Source organism: Metabacillus indicus LMG 22858, from assembly GCF_000708755.2.
GTDB lineage: Bacteria > Bacillota > Bacilli > Bacillales > Bacillaceae > Bacillus_P > Bacillus_P indicus.
The window spans coordinates 1062778-1079161 of sequence record NZ_JGVU02000002.1 but is presented as its reverse complement, the minus strand read 5'-3'; the positions used below and the strand labels follow the sequence as shown (position 1 = coordinate 1079161).

The 16384-nt window shown below is 45.5% G+C and carries 20 protein-coding genes; 19 read left to right on the top strand and 1 reads right to left on the bottom strand.

The features are described 5' to 3' along the window. Positions 1-25: 25 nt before the first annotated feature. Positions 26-589: a GNAT family N-acetyltransferase gene (locus AZ46_RS08730; RefSeq protein ID WP_029280061.1), complete on the bottom strand. Its 564-nt coding sequence runs from the start codon at positions 587-589 to the stop codon at positions 26-28. 126 nt (positions 590-715) lie between these two features. Here AZ46_RS08730 and spoIIM point away from each other — a divergent pair, with 126 nt between their 5' ends. From spoIIM to lysA, 19 genes are all read left to right on the top strand, one after another. Beyond that, positions 716-1366, top strand: a complete 651-nt coding sequence (spoIIM, locus tag AZ46_RS08725) for a stage II sporulation protein M (RefSeq protein WP_029280063.1) — start codon at positions 716-718, stop codon at positions 1364-1366. A gap of 113 nt (positions 1367-1479) precedes the next feature. Then, positions 1480-1944 carry a ferric iron uptake transcriptional regulator gene (gene fur, locus AZ46_RS08720; RefSeq protein ID WP_029280065.1) on the top strand — a complete coding sequence of 155 codons (465 nt, stop codon included), beginning with the start codon at positions 1480-1482 and terminating at the stop codon, positions 1942-1944. Positions 1945-2044: 100 nt separating this feature from the next. Beyond that, on the top strand, positions 2045-2275 hold the full coding sequence (locus tag AZ46_RS08715) for a YqzK family protein (RefSeq protein WP_029280067.1): 231 nt from the start codon (positions 2045-2047) through the stop codon (positions 2273-2275). Between the two features lie 6 nt (positions 2276-2281). Continuing rightward, positions 2282-3175, top strand: a complete 894-nt coding sequence (gene xerD, locus AZ46_RS08710; RefSeq protein ID WP_029280070.1) for a site-specific tyrosine recombinase XerD — start codon at positions 2282-2284, stop codon at positions 3173-3175. Positions 3176-3386: 211 nt separating this feature from the next. After that, a complete protein-coding gene (gene deoB, locus AZ46_RS08705; protein WP_029280072.1) occupies positions 3387-4574 on the top strand; it encodes a phosphopentomutase in 1188 nt (395 codons plus the stop codon). A gap of 14 nt (positions 4575-4588) precedes the next feature. Next, the gene (locus AZ46_RS08700; protein WP_029280074.1) at positions 4589-5422 is read left to right on the top strand and encodes a purine-nucleoside phosphorylase; all 834 of its coding nucleotides are present in this window, start codon (positions 4589-4591) and stop codon (positions 5420-5422) included. After that, positions 5419-6723 (top strand): pyrimidine-nucleoside phosphorylase, encoded by a 1305-nt coding sequence (locus tag AZ46_RS08695; RefSeq protein ID WP_029280076.1) that lies wholly within the window; start codon positions 5419-5421, stop codon positions 6721-6723. The genes AZ46_RS08700 and AZ46_RS08695 overlap by 4 nt, the downstream gene beginning before the upstream one ends. A gap of 117 nt (positions 6724-6840) precedes the next feature. Beyond that, entirely contained in the window at positions 6841-8001 is a 1161-nt protein-coding gene (locus tag AZ46_RS08690) for a D-alanyl-D-alanine carboxypeptidase family protein (protein WP_029280078.1), read from the top strand. Between the two features lie 110 nt (positions 8002-8111). Further along, positions 8112-8465, top strand: coding sequence for an anti-sigma F factor antagonist (gene spoIIAA, locus AZ46_RS08685; RefSeq protein WP_029280080.1), 354 nt, complete (start codon positions 8112-8114; stop codon positions 8463-8465). After that, positions 8462-8902 (top strand): anti-sigma F factor, encoded by a 441-nt coding sequence (spoIIAB, locus tag AZ46_RS08680; RefSeq protein WP_029280081.1) that lies wholly within the window; start codon positions 8462-8464, stop codon positions 8900-8902. The genes spoIIAA and spoIIAB overlap by 4 nt, the downstream gene beginning before the upstream one ends. A gap of 11 nt (positions 8903-8913) precedes the next feature. Further along, positions 8914-9672, top strand: coding sequence for an RNA polymerase sporulation sigma factor SigF (gene sigF, locus AZ46_RS08675; RefSeq protein WP_029280082.1), 759 nt, complete (start codon positions 8914-8916; stop codon positions 9670-9672). A 292-nt stretch (positions 9673-9964) separates the two neighbouring features. Continuing rightward, positions 9965-10585, top strand: a complete 621-nt coding sequence (locus tag AZ46_RS08670) for a stage V sporulation protein AA (protein ID WP_029280084.1) — start codon at positions 9965-9967, stop codon at positions 10583-10585. Beyond that, positions 10575-10997, top strand: a complete 423-nt coding sequence (locus AZ46_RS08665) for a stage V sporulation protein AB (RefSeq protein WP_029280085.1) — start codon at positions 10575-10577, stop codon at positions 10995-10997. The genes AZ46_RS08670 and AZ46_RS08665 overlap by 11 nt, the downstream gene beginning before the upstream one ends. 17 nt (positions 10998-11014) lie before the next feature. Further along, the gene (spoVAC, locus tag AZ46_RS08660) at positions 11015-11464 is read left to right on the top strand and encodes a stage V sporulation protein AC (RefSeq protein ID WP_029280087.1); all 450 of its coding nucleotides are present in this window, start codon (positions 11015-11017) and stop codon (positions 11462-11464) included. Between the two features lie 22 nt (positions 11465-11486). Next, positions 11487-12521: a stage V sporulation protein AD gene (gene spoVAD, locus AZ46_RS08655; RefSeq protein ID WP_029280089.1), complete on the top strand. Its 1035-nt coding sequence runs from the start codon at positions 11487-11489 to the stop codon at positions 12519-12521. Then, positions 12509-12859, top strand: a complete 351-nt coding sequence (gene spoVAE / locus AZ46_RS08650) for a stage V sporulation protein AE (RefSeq protein WP_029280091.1) — start codon at positions 12509-12511, stop codon at positions 12857-12859. Before spoVAD ends, spoVAE begins: the two co-directional genes overlap by 13 nt. A 9-nt stretch (positions 12860-12868) precedes the next feature. Beyond that, complete coding sequence (gene spoVAEA, locus AZ46_RS08645) at positions 12869-13477, top strand: stage V sporulation protein SpoVABEA (protein WP_029280093.1); 609 nt, start codon at positions 12869-12871, stop codon at positions 13475-13477. Continuing rightward, complete coding sequence (locus tag AZ46_RS08640) at positions 13434-14912, top strand: spore germination protein (protein ID WP_029280095.1); 1479 nt, start codon at positions 13434-13436, stop codon at positions 14910-14912. The genes spoVAEA and AZ46_RS08640 overlap by 44 nt, the downstream gene beginning before the upstream one ends. Before the next feature lie 136 nt (positions 14913-15048). Then, complete coding sequence (lysA, locus tag AZ46_RS08635) at positions 15049-16371, top strand: diaminopimelate decarboxylase (RefSeq protein WP_029280097.1); 1323 nt, start codon at positions 15049-15051, stop codon at positions 16369-16371. Positions 16372-16384 lie beyond the last annotated feature (13 nt).

Below are 16384 nucleotides of genomic sequence, written 5' to 3'. Positions count from 1 at the left end.
CTTTTTGTCAAAGTGCCTTCTTGCGTTAAAAGATTTTAGCAAACACACACGTATCTCTCAGGGAACGTCCGTCTGCAGAAACATCGTCCTGTCTGAGGATGCCTTCCAGCTGAAAACCGAGTTTTTCAGGAATGCGCCGGCTTTTAACATTTTCCGGATCACACCTGATTTCTACCCGCCTGGCGCCGAATTCTCTGGCGGCAAAGGCAGTCAGGGCTTCAACAGCCTCGATCATGTATCCTTTTCCGGAGTGCTTTGTTGAAATCCAGTAGCCGATTTCCACTTTCGGAACATCCCAGTCCATGCGGTGGAAGCCGGTGCTTCCGATAAATTCGCCGGTGATCCGGTCAAACATGAGAAGACGCAGATCCTCCCGCAGCATGAATTTAGCGCAGGATTCGCGGATATTTGCTTCTGTGTCTTCTATAGACTGGCTTTTTTGCGCAAACGGCATCCAAGGCTTTAATTCTTCAAGTGATTCGTTTACGGCGGCGTTCACTGCCTTGCCGTCACCTGGACGGGGAGCGCGGATCAGGAGTCTGTCTGTTGTCAGTTCATTCGGAAAATCAAGTAAGATTGGTCGTTTCATAGGAACACCGCCTTGTCAGTTTTTAAGAATTATAACCTTTTGGGAAAATAATGCAATAGGGGCTTGTCATAGTTTCTTCCTTTTTTTCATACAATCTAGTAAGTGAAAAACCGGGAGGAAGAAAAGATGCGCAAACATCCATTAAAAGCAATGATGATCCAGCATATGAAAGAACGCTCGTCGCTCTACCTGTTTGTCTTTGTATTGTTTTTGATGGGGGTAATTTTCGGGGCGGTCATCGTCAACAGCATGAACTTTACTCAAAAGGAAGATTTATATTTTTATTTAAGCCGCTTTTTCGGACAAGTTTCTGAGGGCAAGGTGGCAAGTTCAGTGGAAATGCTGCAGCAGAGTTTTTTTCATAATCTGAAATATCTGGGCCTGATGTGGGTGCTCGGCATTTCAATCATAGGTTTGCCGGTGATTCTGATTATGTTATTCTTAAAGGGAATTGTCGTTGGCTTTACTGTCGGTTTTCTTGTCAATCAAATGGGCTGGCAGGGCTTTTTGCTTTCATTTGTTTCGGTTATGCCGCAGAATATGATTTTAATACCGGCATTTATTATTATGGGTACGACTGCCATCTCTTTTTCTCTTAAAATTGTAAAGCAGCTCTTGAATAAAAAATCAAATCTGGCAGAGTCGCCGTTTTCGATGTTCGCGCGGTATGCGGCATTCTTTGTTGCTATTGCTGTGCTGACCGCTGCTGCATCAGGGCTTGAGGCATATGCGTCGCCTGTTTTGATGAAAAATGTTATTGAGATTGTATCTAAATAGAATGATTTTTATCTAATAATCATTTTATTTATTAGATTGGAATGATTTTCGTTGGACACATCCCTTTCTTTTGATATAATGGATGAGGAACGCGGCGAGGGAGGAATGTGTGTATGGAAAGCAGAATTGAGCGGATAAAAAAGCAGTTGCATTCATCCAGCTACAAGCTGACTCCTCAGCGCGAAGCTACTGTCAGAGTACTGCTAGAGCGTGAAGAAGATCACTTGAGTGCTGAAGATGTTTACCTCCTCGTTAAGGAAAAAGCGCCAGAGATTGGTTTAGCAACTGTTTATCGTACGTTGGAGCTACTTACAGAACTTAAAATTGTCGATAAAATAAACTTTGGAGACGGCGTATCGCGCTATGATCTGAGAAAAGAAGGCGCAGCGCACTTTCATCATCATCTTGTCTGCATTGAATGCGGCGCGGTCGCTGAAATAGAAGAAGATCTTCTTGAGGATGTAGAACAGATTGTTGAACGGGACTTTCAATTTAAAATTAAAGATCACCGTCTGACCTTTCACGGCATTTGCCGCCGGTGTCAGGAGAAAGAACAGCCGGACGAAGAGCAGGAGTAAACCTTTCCTAATTATTGGAGAGGTTTTTTTGCGTTTATTCGTATAAAGTTTGTCCTTTTTGGCATATGTTTAGGTAAGATGCCGGGTTCTTAAGGAGGCAATGCGAGTGAGAGCAGCACGGACCATGTTTGATATGATCAAAGTTTTTATTTTGTTTACCGGATTTACGATTCTTTTCTATTATGCTATCATTTGGGTTAACTTAGAGTATGAAGAAATGCACCGCTATGACCAGCCCGAGGGTGCAGCGCTTAAGGTCACCAAGATGGTGGCCGATGAAGAGGAGCACTGGCTGAACAGGCTGCTTTTCTTTTACTTAAACGGGGAGTAGAGGAAATTGAAAGATCAAATTCAGGATTTCATGCATTACCTGGTGGTGGAGCGGGGGCTTTCCCACAATACCATTGTTTCGTATGAACGTGATTTAAAAAGCTACCATCACTATTTGACTGAAAAAGAAGAGCTTTCGTCTTTTCAGGACGTGACGCGACTTTCAATTATCCATTTCTTAAAATCTTTAAAGGAAGCGGGAAAATCAAGCAAGACAATCGCCCGGCACACTGCTTCCATCCGCAGCTTTCATCAGTTTCTTTTAAGAGAAAAGGCCGCAGACCACGATCCTACTGTACATATTGAATCTCCCCAGGTCGAACGGACCCTTCCAAAAGTGCTTTCACTAACAGAAGTTGAAAAACTGCTTGATACCCCAAAACTCACATCGCCGTTTGGCTACAGAGATAAAGCCATGCTTGAACTGCTTTATGCGACTGGCATACGGGTGAGTGAGATGATTAATCTTGATATAACCGACGTGCATTTGACGATGGGCTTTGTCCGCTGCATCGGAAAAGGCAATAAAGAGCGGATCGTTCCGATTGGAAGAACCGCAGCAGAAGCGCTTGAGACGTACATTGACAGGGGAAGAACAAAGCTTGCATCGAAGAAAAACCAGACAGATGCCCTGTTTTTAAACCATCACGGCAACAGGATGACGCGCCAGGGCTACTGGAAGAATCTGAAAAAGCTTGCCCTTGAGGCAGGCATCAGCAAAGAGCTTACGCCGCATACTCTCCGCCATTCGTTTGCAACGCATCTTCTTGAAAATGGAGCAGATCTGCGGGCGGTACAGGAAATGCTCGGCCACGCGGATATTTCCACCACTCAAATTTACACGCATGTTTCAAAGACTAGACTGAAAGACGTCTACAGACAATATCATCCAAGAGCATAAGCCATCCTGAGGGGTGGCTTTTTATCTTTTTTTGACAAACAGGTTTTCGAACAAATAAAACAAGGAAAAAGAAAGATAATGATTGTCAGAATCCGTGAAAACGGTTTATACTTTAGATGTCAGACTTCTGACCAATGAAAACGCGTAAATCAATCTTCATCGATTGGGAAATGGTAGTAAAGAGCAACTTTAAGTCATAAGGAGGATCTACATGTCTGATTATACATATAAAAGAGTGTTTCTGATCGTCATGGATTCAGTCGGCATCGGGGAAGCACCGGATGCAGCTGATTTCGGCGACAAAGGCTCACACACACTCGGCCACATTGCAGAGCATATGAAAGGCCTTAACATGCCGAACATGGCAAAGCTTGGACTGAGCAACATAGAAGAAATCGAAGGAATTCCTGTTCAGGAAAAACCGCAGGCATTCTATACAAAAATGAAGGAAGCTTCAAACGGAAAGGATACGATGACAGGCCACTGGGAAATCATGGGCCTTCGTATTGATACACCGTTTAAAGTGTTTCCGGACGGTTTTCCAGATGAACTGATTTCAGCTATTGAAGAAAAAACAGGCAGAAAAGTAATTGGAAACAAACCTGCATCAGGAACGGAGATTCTGGATGAGCTTGGCGAAGAGCATATGAAAACGGGAGCGCTGATTGTGTATACATCTGCGGATTCGGTTCTTCAGATTGCGGCTCATGAGGACATCATTCCGATTGAAGAGCAGCTTAAGATCTGTGAAATGGCACGCGAGATGACCCTTGATGAAAAATATATGGTCGGACGTGTGATTGCCCGTCCTTTTGTGGGGAATCCGGGGAATTTCAAGCGTACGGCAAACCGCCACGACTACGCGCTGAAGCCATTTGAACGCACGGTTATGAATGAGCTTCAAGATGGCGGGCTCGACGTCATTGCCATCGGCAAAATTTCGGATATTTATGATGGAGAAGGCATTACAGACGCGCTCCGCACGAAATCGAATATGGACGGAATGGACAAGATTGCTGAGACAGCCGACCGTGATTTTACAGGCCTAAGCTTTGTAAACCTGGTTGATTTTGATGCGCTGTTCGGGCACAGAAGAGATCCTGAAGGATACGGCCTCGCGCTTGAAGAGTATGATGCTCGTCTGCCTGAATTAATGTCCAAATTAAACGAAGATGACCTGCTCATCATTACGGCTGACCACGGAAATGACCCTGTTCATCACGGGACAGACCATACACGTGAATATGTTCCGCTTTTGGCGTACAGCCCGCGCATGAAACAAGGCACGGAACTGCCTGTCCGAGAAACATTTGCTGATATCGGCGCGACGATTGCCGACAACTTTAAAGTGACGATGCCAAAGCATGGAAAAAGCTTTTTGCACGAATTGAAAAACTAAAGGGGGAACGAGACATGCTGCAAGAAATTAAACAGTCTGCAGAGTTCATGAAGGAAAAAGTAAAAAACCTGCCTGAAATCGGTCTGATCCTTGGATCTGGTCTTGGTGTTCTGGCGGATGAAATCGAGAATCCGGTTAAAATTCCATATGAGGACATTCCAAATTTCCCGGTATCCACTGTTGAGGGCCATGCCGGACAGCTTGTATTCGGAACGCTTAAAGGAGCAAACGTTGCTGCTATGCAGGGCCGGTTCCACTTTTACGAAGGCTACGACATGAAGAAAGTTACGTTCCCTGTCCGTGTACTTAAGGAAATGGGCGTAAAAACGATTATCGTCACGAATGCAGCAGGCGGAGTGAATGAATCGTTTGAACCGGGTGATTTAATGATCATTTCTGACCATATTAATAATATGGGAACAAGCCCGTTAATTGGACCAAATGATTCAGACCTCGGCGTGCGTTTTCCTGACATGTCCCAGGCATACAGCCGCGACCTAAGAACTCTTGCAAAGAATGCGGCTTCAGAGCTTGGCATTAAAGTGCAGGAAGGCGTGTATGTCGGAAATACGGGACCTGCATATGAAACACCGGCAGAAGTTCGCCTGGCACGTGTCCTTGGCGGAGACGCAGTCGGCATGTCAACTGTGCCTGAAGTCATTGTAGCCAATCATGCAGGCATGAAGGTGCTTGGCATTTCCTGTATTTCAAACATGGCTGCCGGTATTCTGGACCAGCCGCTTTCACATGATGAAGTAATGGAAACAACAGAAATGGTAAAAACGAACTTCCTGAATCTAGTGAAGAAAATCGTTGAAGATATTCACAGCGGGGTGGAGAAAAAATGAGAATCGTTGACTTAATTGAAAAAAAACGTGACGGAAAAGAACTGACAAAAGAAGAAATCAGCTTTATCATCAAAGGCTATACAAACGGTGACATTCCTGATTATCAAATCAGTGCTCTTACAATGGCCATCTTTTTTAAAGGCATGACAAAAGAAGAGCGCGCAAACTTAACGATGGAAATGGTTCATTCAGGCGACACGATCGACCTCAGCAAGATTGAAGGCATCAAGGTTGATAAGCACAGCACAGGCGGAGTAGGCGATACAACGACACTTGTTCTTGGACCCCTTGTAGCTGCAGTCGGAGTTCCTGTTGCAAAAATGTCAGGACGCGGCCTTGGCCACACAGGCGGAACGATCGATAAACTTGAAGCTGTACCTGGCTTCCATGTTGAGATTGAAAATGAAGAGTTCATTAAGCTTGTAAACCAAAACAAAATCGCGGTTATCGGCCAGAGCGGCAACTTAACTCCTGCTGATAAAAAGCTTTACGCTCTTCGTGACGTAACAGCAACAGTTGACAGCATTCCGCTGATTGCAAGCTCGATTATGAGCAAAAAGATTGCAGCAGGAGCAGATGCCATTGTTCTTGATGTAAAAACAGGCGCTGGAGCATTTATGAAAGACCTTGATGATGCAAGAGAACTTGCACAGGCAATGGTTGAGATAGGAAATGCAGTCGGACGCAAAACGATGGCCGTTATTTCTGATATGAGCCAGCCGCTTGGCTACGCGATCGGAAACGCACTTGAAATCAAAGAGGCCATTGATACATTAAAAGGCGAAGGTCCGGAAGATCTTCACGAGCTGTGCTTAACGCTTGGAAGCTACATGGTGTTCCTTGCAGAAAAAGCATCATCCCTTGAAGAGGCGCGCAGCATGCTTGAAGAAGTGATTCAAAACGGAAAAGCTCTTGAAACGCTGAAAGTATTCCTTGAAGCACAGGGCGGAGACGGTTCAGTGGTTGATGACCCAAGCAAAATGCCGCAGGCAAAATACAAAGTTGAACTTCCGGCAAAAGAAGACGGCTATGTGTCTGAAATCGTAGCAGATTCTGTAGGAGTTGCAGCGATGTGGCTTGGAGCGGGACGCGCTACGAAAGAATCTGAAATTGACCTTGCAGTCGGTCTGATGCTGAACAAAAAAATTGGAGAGGCCGTCAAAAAAGGCGATTCTCTAGTAACTATTTACAGCAACCAGGAAGATGTGGAGCAAGTCAAAGCGAAGCTTTATGAGAGCATCAAAGTGTCACAGCAGGCAGTGGAAGCACCGCCGCTTGTGCATGATACAGTAAAAGAATAAGAACAGCCAGAGCCGGGATGAACTCCCGGCTTTTTGCATGCAAAAATTTTGGTGTCCATAAGTATATTTTTTCATCACATGGAAAAAATGGGAAGTATATGAATGGAGGGCTTGGAGATGAAACGTCTACTATCAACCGCAGTGCTCAGCACCATGATATTGACCATTGCAACACCTGCTTTTGCAGAAGAAGGCTCAGTCCAGCTTGCGGATAAAGCAAAATCGGCTGTACTGATCGAACGCGACACCGGCAACATTCTCTATGATAAAAACAGTGATGAAAAGCTTCCTCCAGCGAGCATGACAAAGATTATGACCATGCTGCTGATTATGGAAGAGATTGATAAAGGGCAGCTTAAAATGGACGAAAAAGTCCGTACAAGCGAATATGCAGCTTCCATGGGCGGATCTCAAATCTTCCTTGAACCGGGAGAAGAGATGACCGTTCATGAAATGCTTAAAGGCATCGCCATCGCATCCGGAAATGATGCATCGGTTGCCATGGCCGAGCGTATTGCAGGCTCTGAGGATGCATTTGTTAAAAAAATGAACAAACGTGTTAAAGCACTGGGACTTAAAAATACGGCTTTTCAAAACCCGACAGGTCTGCCTGAAAAAGGGCATTACAGCACAGCTCATGATATGGCCGTTATGGCGAAAGAACTACTGAAATTTGAAAAAATTACCCAATACACAGGATCTTATGAAGATTATCTTCGCGAGGATACCGATAAAAAATTCTGGCTCGTTAACACCAACCGCCTTGTAAAGTTCTATAAAGGCGTAGACGGCGTGAAAACAGGCTTTACAAATGAAGCAAAATACTGCCTGACGGCCACTGCCAAAAAAGACAACATGCGTGTCATTGCCGTTGTCATGGGAGCGCCGACTCCAAAAGACAGAAATGCACAAGTGACAAAAATGCTTGATTACGCATTCAGCCAATATGAAACGCACCCTCTGTTCAAACGGAACGAAGTCGTTGCAAAAATGAAGATCAGCAAAGGCGACAGCAAAACCTTAAATCTTGTCACATCTGAACCGATTTCAGTACTGACGAAAAAAGGCGGAAGTGTAAAAGATGTCACTCAGGAAGTTGTCATGAAGCAAAATCTTCAGGCGCCGCTTAAAAAAGGCGATGAGCTTGGAAAATTGATTCTGAAAAAAGACAGTAAAACGGTCGTTGAAAGTCCTCTCGTTGCAGAAGGCGATATTCAGCAGGCCGGCTGGTGGACACTCTTTAAACGCGTCCTCTCAGACTTTACGAAATCAGGCTGAAAACAGAAACTGGCTAATGTTGGCGAATAGGCACTAGTTTTGTCACAGGGCAGGAAAAAAGCGTCAAAACCTCGAAACTGACTATATCCGGAATTTAGGGAGGAATAGGGATGAGTCTAGCAGTAGAGCTTGATGTCAAACAATCTGTCCTGTGCATTCGTCTGATCGGTGAACTCGATCATCATACTGCGGAGGAACTGCGCCAGAAGGTGACAGACATTCTTGCATCTGAAAACGTTCAGCATATCGTACTGAACCTTGAGCACCTGTCATTTATGGACAGTTCAGGGCTTGGTGTCATTTTAGGAAGATACAAACAAGTGAAGCAAATCGGCGGGGAAATGGTCGTCTGTGCCATATCGCCTGCAGTCAAACGCCTGTTTGATATGTCAGGCCTGTTTAAAATCATCCGCCTGGAGTCGTCTGAAGAAAGAGCGCTCGTTACATTGGGGGTGGCATCATGAGAAATGAGATGAACCTTCAATTTTCCGCGCTCAGCCAGAACGAATCCTTTGCGCGCGTGACAGTTGCGGCATTTATTGCCCAGCTTGACCCGACACTTGATGAACTGACTGAAATCAAAACGGTCGTATCTGAGGCGGTGACAAACGCCATCATTCACGGCTATGACAACGACCCAAGCGGAATTGTCTATATTTCTGTCACACTCGAAGACAGCATAGTCACACTGTCCATCCGCGATGAGGGAATGGGAATCAGCGATGTAGAAGAAGCAAGACAGCCTCTTTATACAACTAAGCCGGAACTTGAACGGTCAGGAATGGGCTTTACCATCATGGAGAACTTCATGGATGAAGTGGAAATTGAATCGTCAAAATCCCGCGGAACATCGGTAAAGCTTACAAAACACTTATCGAAAAGCAAAGCTTTAGTAAACTAAGGAGACTTGCTATGGATGTGGAGGTCAAGAACGATATCTCAAAAACTCAGCTTAAGGACCATGAAGTAAAGGAACTGATCAAACGCAGCCAGGAAGGTGACCAGACGGCAAGAGACACGATTGTTGAAAAAAACATGCGCTTAGTGTGGTCTGTCGTTCAAAGATTCCTGAACAGGGGCTATGAAGCAGATGACCTGTTTCAGATCGGCTGCATCGGCCTTTTAAAATCGGTTGACAAATTTGACCTGTCCTACGACGTTAAATTTTCAACCTATGCGGTTCCGATGATTATCGGCGAAATTCAGCGCTTTATCCGGGATGACGGCACAGTAAAGGTGAGCCGCTCTCTAAAAGAACTGGGCAACAAAATCAGAAGAGCAAAAGATGATTTATCAAAATCGCTCGGCAAAATGCCTACTGTCTCTGAGATCGCAGACTACCTTGAGATCACACCCGAAGAAGTCGTTCTTGCACAGGAAGCCGTACGCGCGCCATCCTCCATCCACGAAACCGTCTACGAAAACGATGGCGACCCAATCACCCTGCTCGATCAAATCGCCGACTCGGGCGAGACGAAGTGGTTTGACAAAATCGTCCTGAAAGATGCCATAAAAGAACTCGATGAGCGGGAAAAGCTGATCGTGTATCTCAGGTACTACAAAGACCAGACTCAATCAGAAGTCGCCGAACGCCTCGGCATCTCACAGGTGCAGGTATCAAGGCTCGAAAAAAAGATCCTCCAGCAAATGAAAGACCGGATGGATCAATAATTGTTCAAAAAGACATATCATGCGATGTGTCTTTTTTGAGTTTGCGGAAAATACTAAGCGTGATGGATTGAAGTACGGCTGGCAGTTTTAACTGTATTATATATAAAATTCATCAGATCAATTTGACCGGTCCCCGGCACCGCATCACTATTTCCCTCTACAATCCCGCAAAGCCCCGAGTATCCCCTTAATAAAAACTCCTTTGGTAATTAATGGCCCGCTGCAAGTTGCATGATATAAATTCTTCCAATGCATACTACAGGTACAATCCTATTTTCAGGAAGTGAATGTGATGGAAAAAACGGTATACATCCGGCTGCGTCACAGAGTGCAGGTCCGCCCTGACGATTGTATTACCGTCTCAAAAATTGCTCAGATTGTGGCTGAAAAGGAGCTCCGGACCCGGGTTTCAAATCTTGTTGTCCACAGGGTGCAGCCGAGTGATAAGAATATCGTCGTGATCGATGTCATGCGGGTGCTTGCAGAGGTACATAAGACAGATCCGGATATTGATGTTCAGGCTGTAGGGCCTGCGCAGACAATTGTGGAGATTGTGTTTCAGAAAAAATCGTATTCGCCTGTTTTGTTCGCGCTTGTCTGGATTCTGCTCTTTGTCGGAGCAGCGCTTGCGATTATGAATTTTCATGAAGATGTCAGCATGCAGCTTGTGCATAAACGGCTGTATACGATTATTACCGGAAAAACGTCTGAGCATCCGCTTCTTCTGCAAATCCCATATTCAATCGGACTCGGTCTTGGGATGATTCTGTTTTTCAATCATCTCTTTAAAAAGAGAATTAATGAAGAGCCAAGTCCGCTTGAGGTCGAGATGTTCAATTATCAGCTCGACATGGATATGTATGTATCCATGAAAGAAAACAAAGAAAGCATGAAAAAAATCGATGATCATTAACCTTCTGATCACGATGCTGATCGGGCTCGCAGGGGGGCTTGCTGTAGGATCGGGGTTCGTAGCATTTTTAGCGGTGCTCGGAATCATCCCCCGGCTCACGCAGCTGACGAAAACCGTCGATATGATTCAGGCATATGAGTGGGCCATTGTAGCAGGGGCTATTACAGGGGGATGGGTCAGCTTAAGGGATTCAAAACTGTTCTTGCCCGAATTTTTCCTTTTACCCGTTGGCTTAATCAATGGAATTTTCATCGGCATGCTTGCCGCAGCGCTTACTGAAGTGCTGAATGTCTTTCCGATTCTCGCTAAAAGAATCGGGATTGCCGACAAGATTGTCATTCTCTTAATGGCGATTGTGTTTGGAAAAGTTGCAGGGTCTCTGTTTCACTGGCTCTATTTCGTCTATCAATAATTCCGGGAGGAGAAAACATGGCAAATTTAAAGGACGATTATAAAAATAAGGTAAAGACGTATCAGCCGAAGCCGCCATATTTCAAAAACTGTCTCAAGGCTTTCATTGTGGGAGGGCTGATATGCGCGTTTGGCCAGGCCATCTCAAACATGTATATAAACTTCTTTCATTTTACGGAAAAAACCGCCGGAAACCCTACGGTCGCAACACTTATATTAATTTCAGCTCTCCTTACGGGTTTTGGCATCTACGACAGAATCGGCCAGTTTGCAGGGGCAGGTTCAGCCGTACCTGTTACCGGCTTTGCTAATTCTATGACAAGTGCAGCTCTTGAGCACAGAAGTGAAGGGATTGTGCTCGGAGTTGCGACAAACATGTTTAAGCTTGCAGGTTCGGTCATTGTATTCGGTGTAGTGGCAGCATACGTGGTAGGGATTATCAGATATGTTTACGGACTGGCATTTTAAAAAGAAGGAGGGGCTATAAAAAATGAGATTAACCGGGAAGCAGACGTGGGTTTTTGAAAATCCTGTTTATGTTCAGTCAAGCGGAACAGCTGTCGGGCCAAAAGAAGCAGATGGTCCGCTCGGCAGCGGATTTGATAAAACATATGATAATCTCCACTGCGATGAGGATAACTGGGAGCTTGCAGAACGGCGGCTGATGGAGGATGCGATCGATTTTGCCCTGAAGAAAGGAAATTTCACAAAGGAAGATATTGATTTTTTCCTTGCAGGAGATCTCCTGAATCAGAACGTGACAGCAAACTATACAGCAAGGCATAACAAGATTCCTTTTCTCTGCATGTTTGGAGCATGCTCAACCTCCATGGAAACGCTGGCTGTGAGTTCGGCCCTAGTTGACGGGGGATTTGCAAACAGGGTGTTGGCTGCTACGAGCAGCCACAACGCTACAGCAGAACGGCAATTCAGGTATCCTACCGAATATGGCGGTCAAAAGCCGAAAACAGCTCAGTCCACAATATCCGGTTCAGGAGCTGTCATTGTCAGCCGCGACGAGAGTGACATCAGAATTACGTCAGCGACCATCGGCAGTGTGGCGGACCTTGGAATAACGGATCCTTTTGATATGGGTTCTGCTATGGCGCCTGCAGCTGCGGATACCATTGCACAGCATTTTAAGGATTTGCAGATATCTCCGGACGAGTATGACTTGATTGCAACAGGCGACCTGGCTTCTGTCGGAAGCCCGATTGTGAAAGATCTTTTAAAAGAAGAAGGATTTGACGTCTATGCCAATCATAACGACTGCGGCATTATGATATACCGGCCTGACCAGAACGTGTTTGCAGGGGGCAGCGGCTGCGGATGTTCGGCTGTTGTCACGTACAGCCATCTTTTTGACGAAATGAGAAACGGCAATTTGAAAAAAGTGATGGTGGTTGCAACGGGTGCTCTTTTAAGCCCGACGATGATTCAGCAAAAAGAATCCATTCCGACAATTGCTCATGCAGTTGTTTTCGAGAGAGTGGACAGGGGTGGGAACAATACATGGAATACTTAATTGCGTTTGCAGTTGGCGGGGCTATATGTGTCATCGGCCAGATTCTGCTTGATTTTGCAAAGCTTACACCGGCACATGTTATGAGTACGTTCGTTGTGTCAGGTGCCATTCTTGACGGCTTTGGCATTTATGATAATTTTATAAAATTTGCAGGGGCAGGCGCCACCGTTCCGATTACAAGCTTCGGTCATTCTCTATTGCACGGGGCAATGAAGCAGGCAGAGGAACACGGCATTATCGGGATTGGAATCGGTATTTTCGAACTGACATCTGCCGGGATCTCCGCTGCTATCGTGTTTGCATTTTTCGTGGCACTTATTTTTAAGCCGAAAGGATAAGATCATCCTATGACAGAGACAAGAAGGGTCATTATCGTGACAGATGGAGATGTATATGCGGCCAAAACGATTGCTTATGCGGCAAAGAAAGTCGGCGGCAGATGCATTTCCCAGTCCAAAGGGAATCCCACTTTTTTGACAGGTCCTGAAATTGTGAAGCTAATCTTAAAAACCCCATATGACCCTGTCTTTGTCATGTTTGATGATTGCGGTCTTTTAGAAGAAGGTCCGGGTGAAAGAGCGCTTATGCATGTAGCGGAGCATCCTCAAATTGAAGTGCTTGGGGTCATCGCCGTTGCAGCCAAGACGCACGGGTCCGAATGGACGAATATTGATGTATCCATCGACCGGGACGGACAGATTTCCGAATATGGGGTCGATAAAAGCGGCATAAGAGAATTTGAAGTTGGAAAAATGACGGGAGACACCGTCTATTGTCTGGACAGACTGAATGTGCCGATTATTGTGGGGATCGGAGACATCGGGAAAATGTCCCGCAAAGACAGCGTTGACCGGGGCTCTCCAATAACCATGAAAGCAGTTGAATTAATCCTGGAAAGGAGCGGAATGGCAGATGAGCGAAAAAAAATCAGAACAGAAGACCAAAATTTCATCTAAACTATCCGTCAATGAAAACTATTTTAAAAACCATGTTGGGCTAAATCAAAGCTTTGACCTTGGAGTCCGGAAAATTTATGTCCTGGGCGTAGAGGTCAATATGTACTACGTGACAGGCCTTTGTGATACTTCTTTTCTGATTCCGATTTTAAAAGAACTCGTTGAAATCAATGACTTTGAGTTTGAACGGATGAAAGTCAATGAAATCATTGAAAACAGGCTTGCCCATCAGCAGGTGCAAAAGCTTAAAACCATGGATGAAGCAGTAGATCAGGTCCTTTCAGGATTAGTTGTCTTCATGATTGAAGGCTTTGATTACGGAATCGTCGTTGATGTGCGGAGCTATCCCGGCAGAAACCCTGAAGAACCGGATACAGAAAAAGTGGTCCGGGGTTCAAGAGACGGTTTTGTTGAAAATATCATTGTGAACACTGCTTTGATGCGCAGAAGAATCCGGGATGAAGGCTTGCGGTTTTCAATGATGAAAATCGGTGAACGCTCAAAAACCGATGTGTGCCTGTGCTACATAGAAGATGTTGCAGACCCCGATATGGTTGAAGTGGTAAAAAAAGAGCTTGAGACCATTAAGATAGACGGACTTACGATGTCAGACAAAACGGTGGAAGAATTCCTGGTGAAACAGGGATATAATCCGTTTCCGCTTGTCAGGTACACAGAGCGGGCTGATGTTGCGGCCAATCATTTGCTTGAAGGACATGTATTAATTATTGTTGATACATCTCCAAGTGTGATCATTACGCCAACCACGTACTTTCACCATGTTCAGCACGCGGAGGAATACCGCCAGGCCCCTGCTGTCGGGACATTTTTAAGATGGGTGAGGTTTCTCGGCATCATAGGATCGATATTTATCGTCCCGCTGTGGTTTGCATACGTATTGGAGCCGTCACTTTTGCCTGAAGCGATAGACTATATCGGACCAAATGAAAAGAAGAACATTCCAATTGTCGTACAGCTGTTTCTCGCTGATCTCGGCATCGAATTCTTAAGAATGGCGGCCATTCATACGCCGACAGCATTGTCCGTTGCCATGGGCTTGATTGCGGCAGCTCTGATCGGACAGATTGCCATTGATGTCGGACTTTTTGTTCCTGAAGTCATTCTATATGTAGCGATTGCTGCCATCGGAACGTTCGCAACACCAAGTTATGAGCTGAGCATTGCCAACAAAATGGTCAGGCTGGTGCTCCTTGTGGCAGTTGCACTCTTTCACGCAGAAGGACTTGTCGTCGGGACTACCTTGATTTTCTTATACTTGGCGAGCATCAGATCGTTGAACACGCCATATTTGTGGCCGTTCCTCCCATTTAATGCAAAAGCTCTGTGGCAGGTTTTCATCCGGACATCGGTGCCCGGGGCAAAGGTCAGACCAAGCATCGTACACCCCCAGAATATCAGGAAACAGCCGCGCTAAAAGGATTGAAAGTGCATGGATTTTGTGATATTGTAAGCTTAATTTACCTGAAGGACCAGAAGTGCGGAACAGCTGTTCACCCAAAAGGTAGCAGCTGTTCTTTTGTCCTTTTACGGAATGAAAGAGGGATGCTAAATTGTTCTTACATGGAAGCAGCAAAGTCAACGAGCAGAATCACCTTGAAATTGGGGGAGTAGATGCAGCAGAGCTCGCATCAAAATACGGTACACCTCTTTATATTTACGATGTCGCGCTTATTCGCGAACGTGCGAGAAGCTTTAAACATACATTTGAAAAGCTTGGCGTAAAGGCGCAGGTTGCCTATGCAAGCAAAGCGTTCTCCTCCGTTGCCATGTTTCAGCTTGTGGAAGAAGAAGGCCTTTCCCTTGACGTGGTATCAGGCGGAGAGCTTTACACAGCTGTAACAGCAGGCTTTCCTGCAGACAGAATTCATTTCCACGGCAATAATAAAAGCAGAGCAGAGCTTGAAATGGCGATTAAGCTGAATATAGGCTGCGTCGTTGTTGACAATTTCAGAGAAATCGAGCTTATCAAAGAGATTGCCGCCCAGGAAAAAACGACAGTGCCCGTTCTATTGAGGGTTACTCCAGGCGTTGAAGCGCATACACATGACTATATTACGACCGGCCAGGAAGATTCAAAATTTGGCTTTGACCTTCAAAACGGCCAGGTAGAACGCGCGATGGAAAGTGTTCTTTCATCAGATGCATTCGACCTTCTCGGCTATCACTGCCACATTGGTTCACAGATCTTCGATGCAACGGGCTTCGTTCTCGCTGCTGAAAAAATCTTCACTAAAGTGACGTACTGGAAAGAAACGTTCCAGTACGAACCGAAAGTGGTCAATCTCGGCGGCGGATTCGGAATCCGCTACACTGAAGAAGATGAGCCGATGCCTGCCACATATTATGTTGAAAAAATCGTTGAAAGCATCAAACAGCAGGTGAAGGAAAGCGGCATTGCCATGCCTGAGATCTGGATTGAACCGGGCCGTTCACTTGTAGGTGACGCAGGCACAACGATTTATTCCATCGGCTCAGAAAAAGTGGTGCCGAATGTCCGCAAATATGTCTCAGTCGACGGCGGCATGAGCGACAACATCCGTCCCGCTCTTTACCAGGCAAAATACGAAGCAGCCCTTGCGAACCGGATGAATGACCCTAAAGATGACTCGGTTTCCATCGCCGGAAAATGCTGCGAGAGCGGAGATATGCTCATTTGGGATCTTCCACTGCCGCAAGCAAATCCAGATGATCTGCTTGCAGTCTTCTGCACAGGCGCATACGGATACTCCATGGCAAACAACTACAACCGCATCCCGCGTCCACCGGTTGTTTTCGCAGAAAATGGAGAAGCACAGCTTGTCATTAAAAGAGAAACGTATCAGGATCTGGTCGCACTGGATCTGCCATTAAAATCAAAAGTGTCTCAATGCTGATAGATAGAAAAAA

Excerpts from the sequence above, each read along its gene's own strand:
- spoVAD (WP_029280089.1), top strand. The coding sequence starts at position 11,487 with ATGAGATTAACCGGGAAGCAGACGTGGGTTTTTGAAAATCCTGTTTAT.
- AZ46_RS08670 (WP_029280084.1), top strand. The coding sequence starts at position 9,965 with ATGGAAAAAACGGTATACATCCGGCTGCGTCACAGAGTGCAGGTCCGC.
- AZ46_RS08715 (WP_029280067.1), top strand. The coding sequence starts at position 2,045 with ATGCGAGTGAGAGCAGCACGGACCATGTTTGATATGATCAAAGTTTTT.
- AZ46_RS08695 (WP_029280076.1), top strand. The coding sequence starts at position 5,419 with ATGAGAATCGTTGACTTAATTGAAAAAAAACGTGACGGAAAAGAACTG.
- spoIIM (WP_029280063.1), top strand. The coding sequence starts at position 716 with ATGCGCAAACATCCATTAAAAGCAATGATGATCCAGCATATGAAAGAA.
- AZ46_RS08665 (WP_029280085.1), top strand. The coding sequence starts at position 10,575 with ATGATCATTAACCTTCTGATCACGATGCTGATCGGGCTCGCAGGGGGG.
- AZ46_RS08690 (WP_029280078.1), top strand. The coding sequence starts at position 6,841 with ATGAAACGTCTACTATCAACCGCAGTGCTCAGCACCATGATATTGACC.
- sigF (WP_029280082.1), top strand. The coding sequence starts at position 8,914 with ATGGATGTGGAGGTCAAGAACGATATCTCAAAAACTCAGCTTAAGGAC.
- fur (WP_029280065.1), top strand. The coding sequence starts at position 1,480 with ATGGAAAGCAGAATTGAGCGGATAAAAAAGCAGTTGCATTCATCCAGC.
- spoVAC (WP_029280087.1), top strand. The coding sequence starts at position 11,015 with ATGGCAAATTTAAAGGACGATTATAAAAATAAGGTAAAGACGTATCAG.
- AZ46_RS08730 (WP_029280061.1), bottom strand. The coding sequence starts at position 589 with ATGAAACGACCAATCTTACTTGATTTTCCGAATGAACTGACAACAGAC.
- AZ46_RS08640 (WP_029280095.1), top strand. The coding sequence starts at position 13,434 with ATGAGCGAAAAAAAATCAGAACAGAAGACCAAAATTTCATCTAAACTA.
- spoIIAA (WP_029280080.1), top strand. The coding sequence starts at position 8,112 with ATGAGTCTAGCAGTAGAGCTTGATGTCAAACAATCTGTCCTGTGCATT.
- AZ46_RS08700 (WP_029280074.1), top strand. The coding sequence starts at position 4,589 with ATGCTGCAAGAAATTAAACAGTCTGCAGAGTTCATGAAGGAAAAAGTA.
- spoVAEA (WP_029280093.1), top strand. The coding sequence starts at position 12,869 with ATGACAGAGACAAGAAGGGTCATTATCGTGACAGATGGAGATGTATAT.
- deoB (WP_029280072.1), top strand. The coding sequence starts at position 3,387 with ATGTCTGATTATACATATAAAAGAGTGTTTCTGATCGTCATGGATTCA.
- spoVAE (WP_029280091.1), top strand. The coding sequence starts at position 12,509 with ATGGAATACTTAATTGCGTTTGCAGTTGGCGGGGCTATATGTGTCATC.
- spoIIAB (WP_029280081.1), top strand. The coding sequence starts at position 8,462 with ATGAGAAATGAGATGAACCTTCAATTTTCCGCGCTCAGCCAGAACGAA.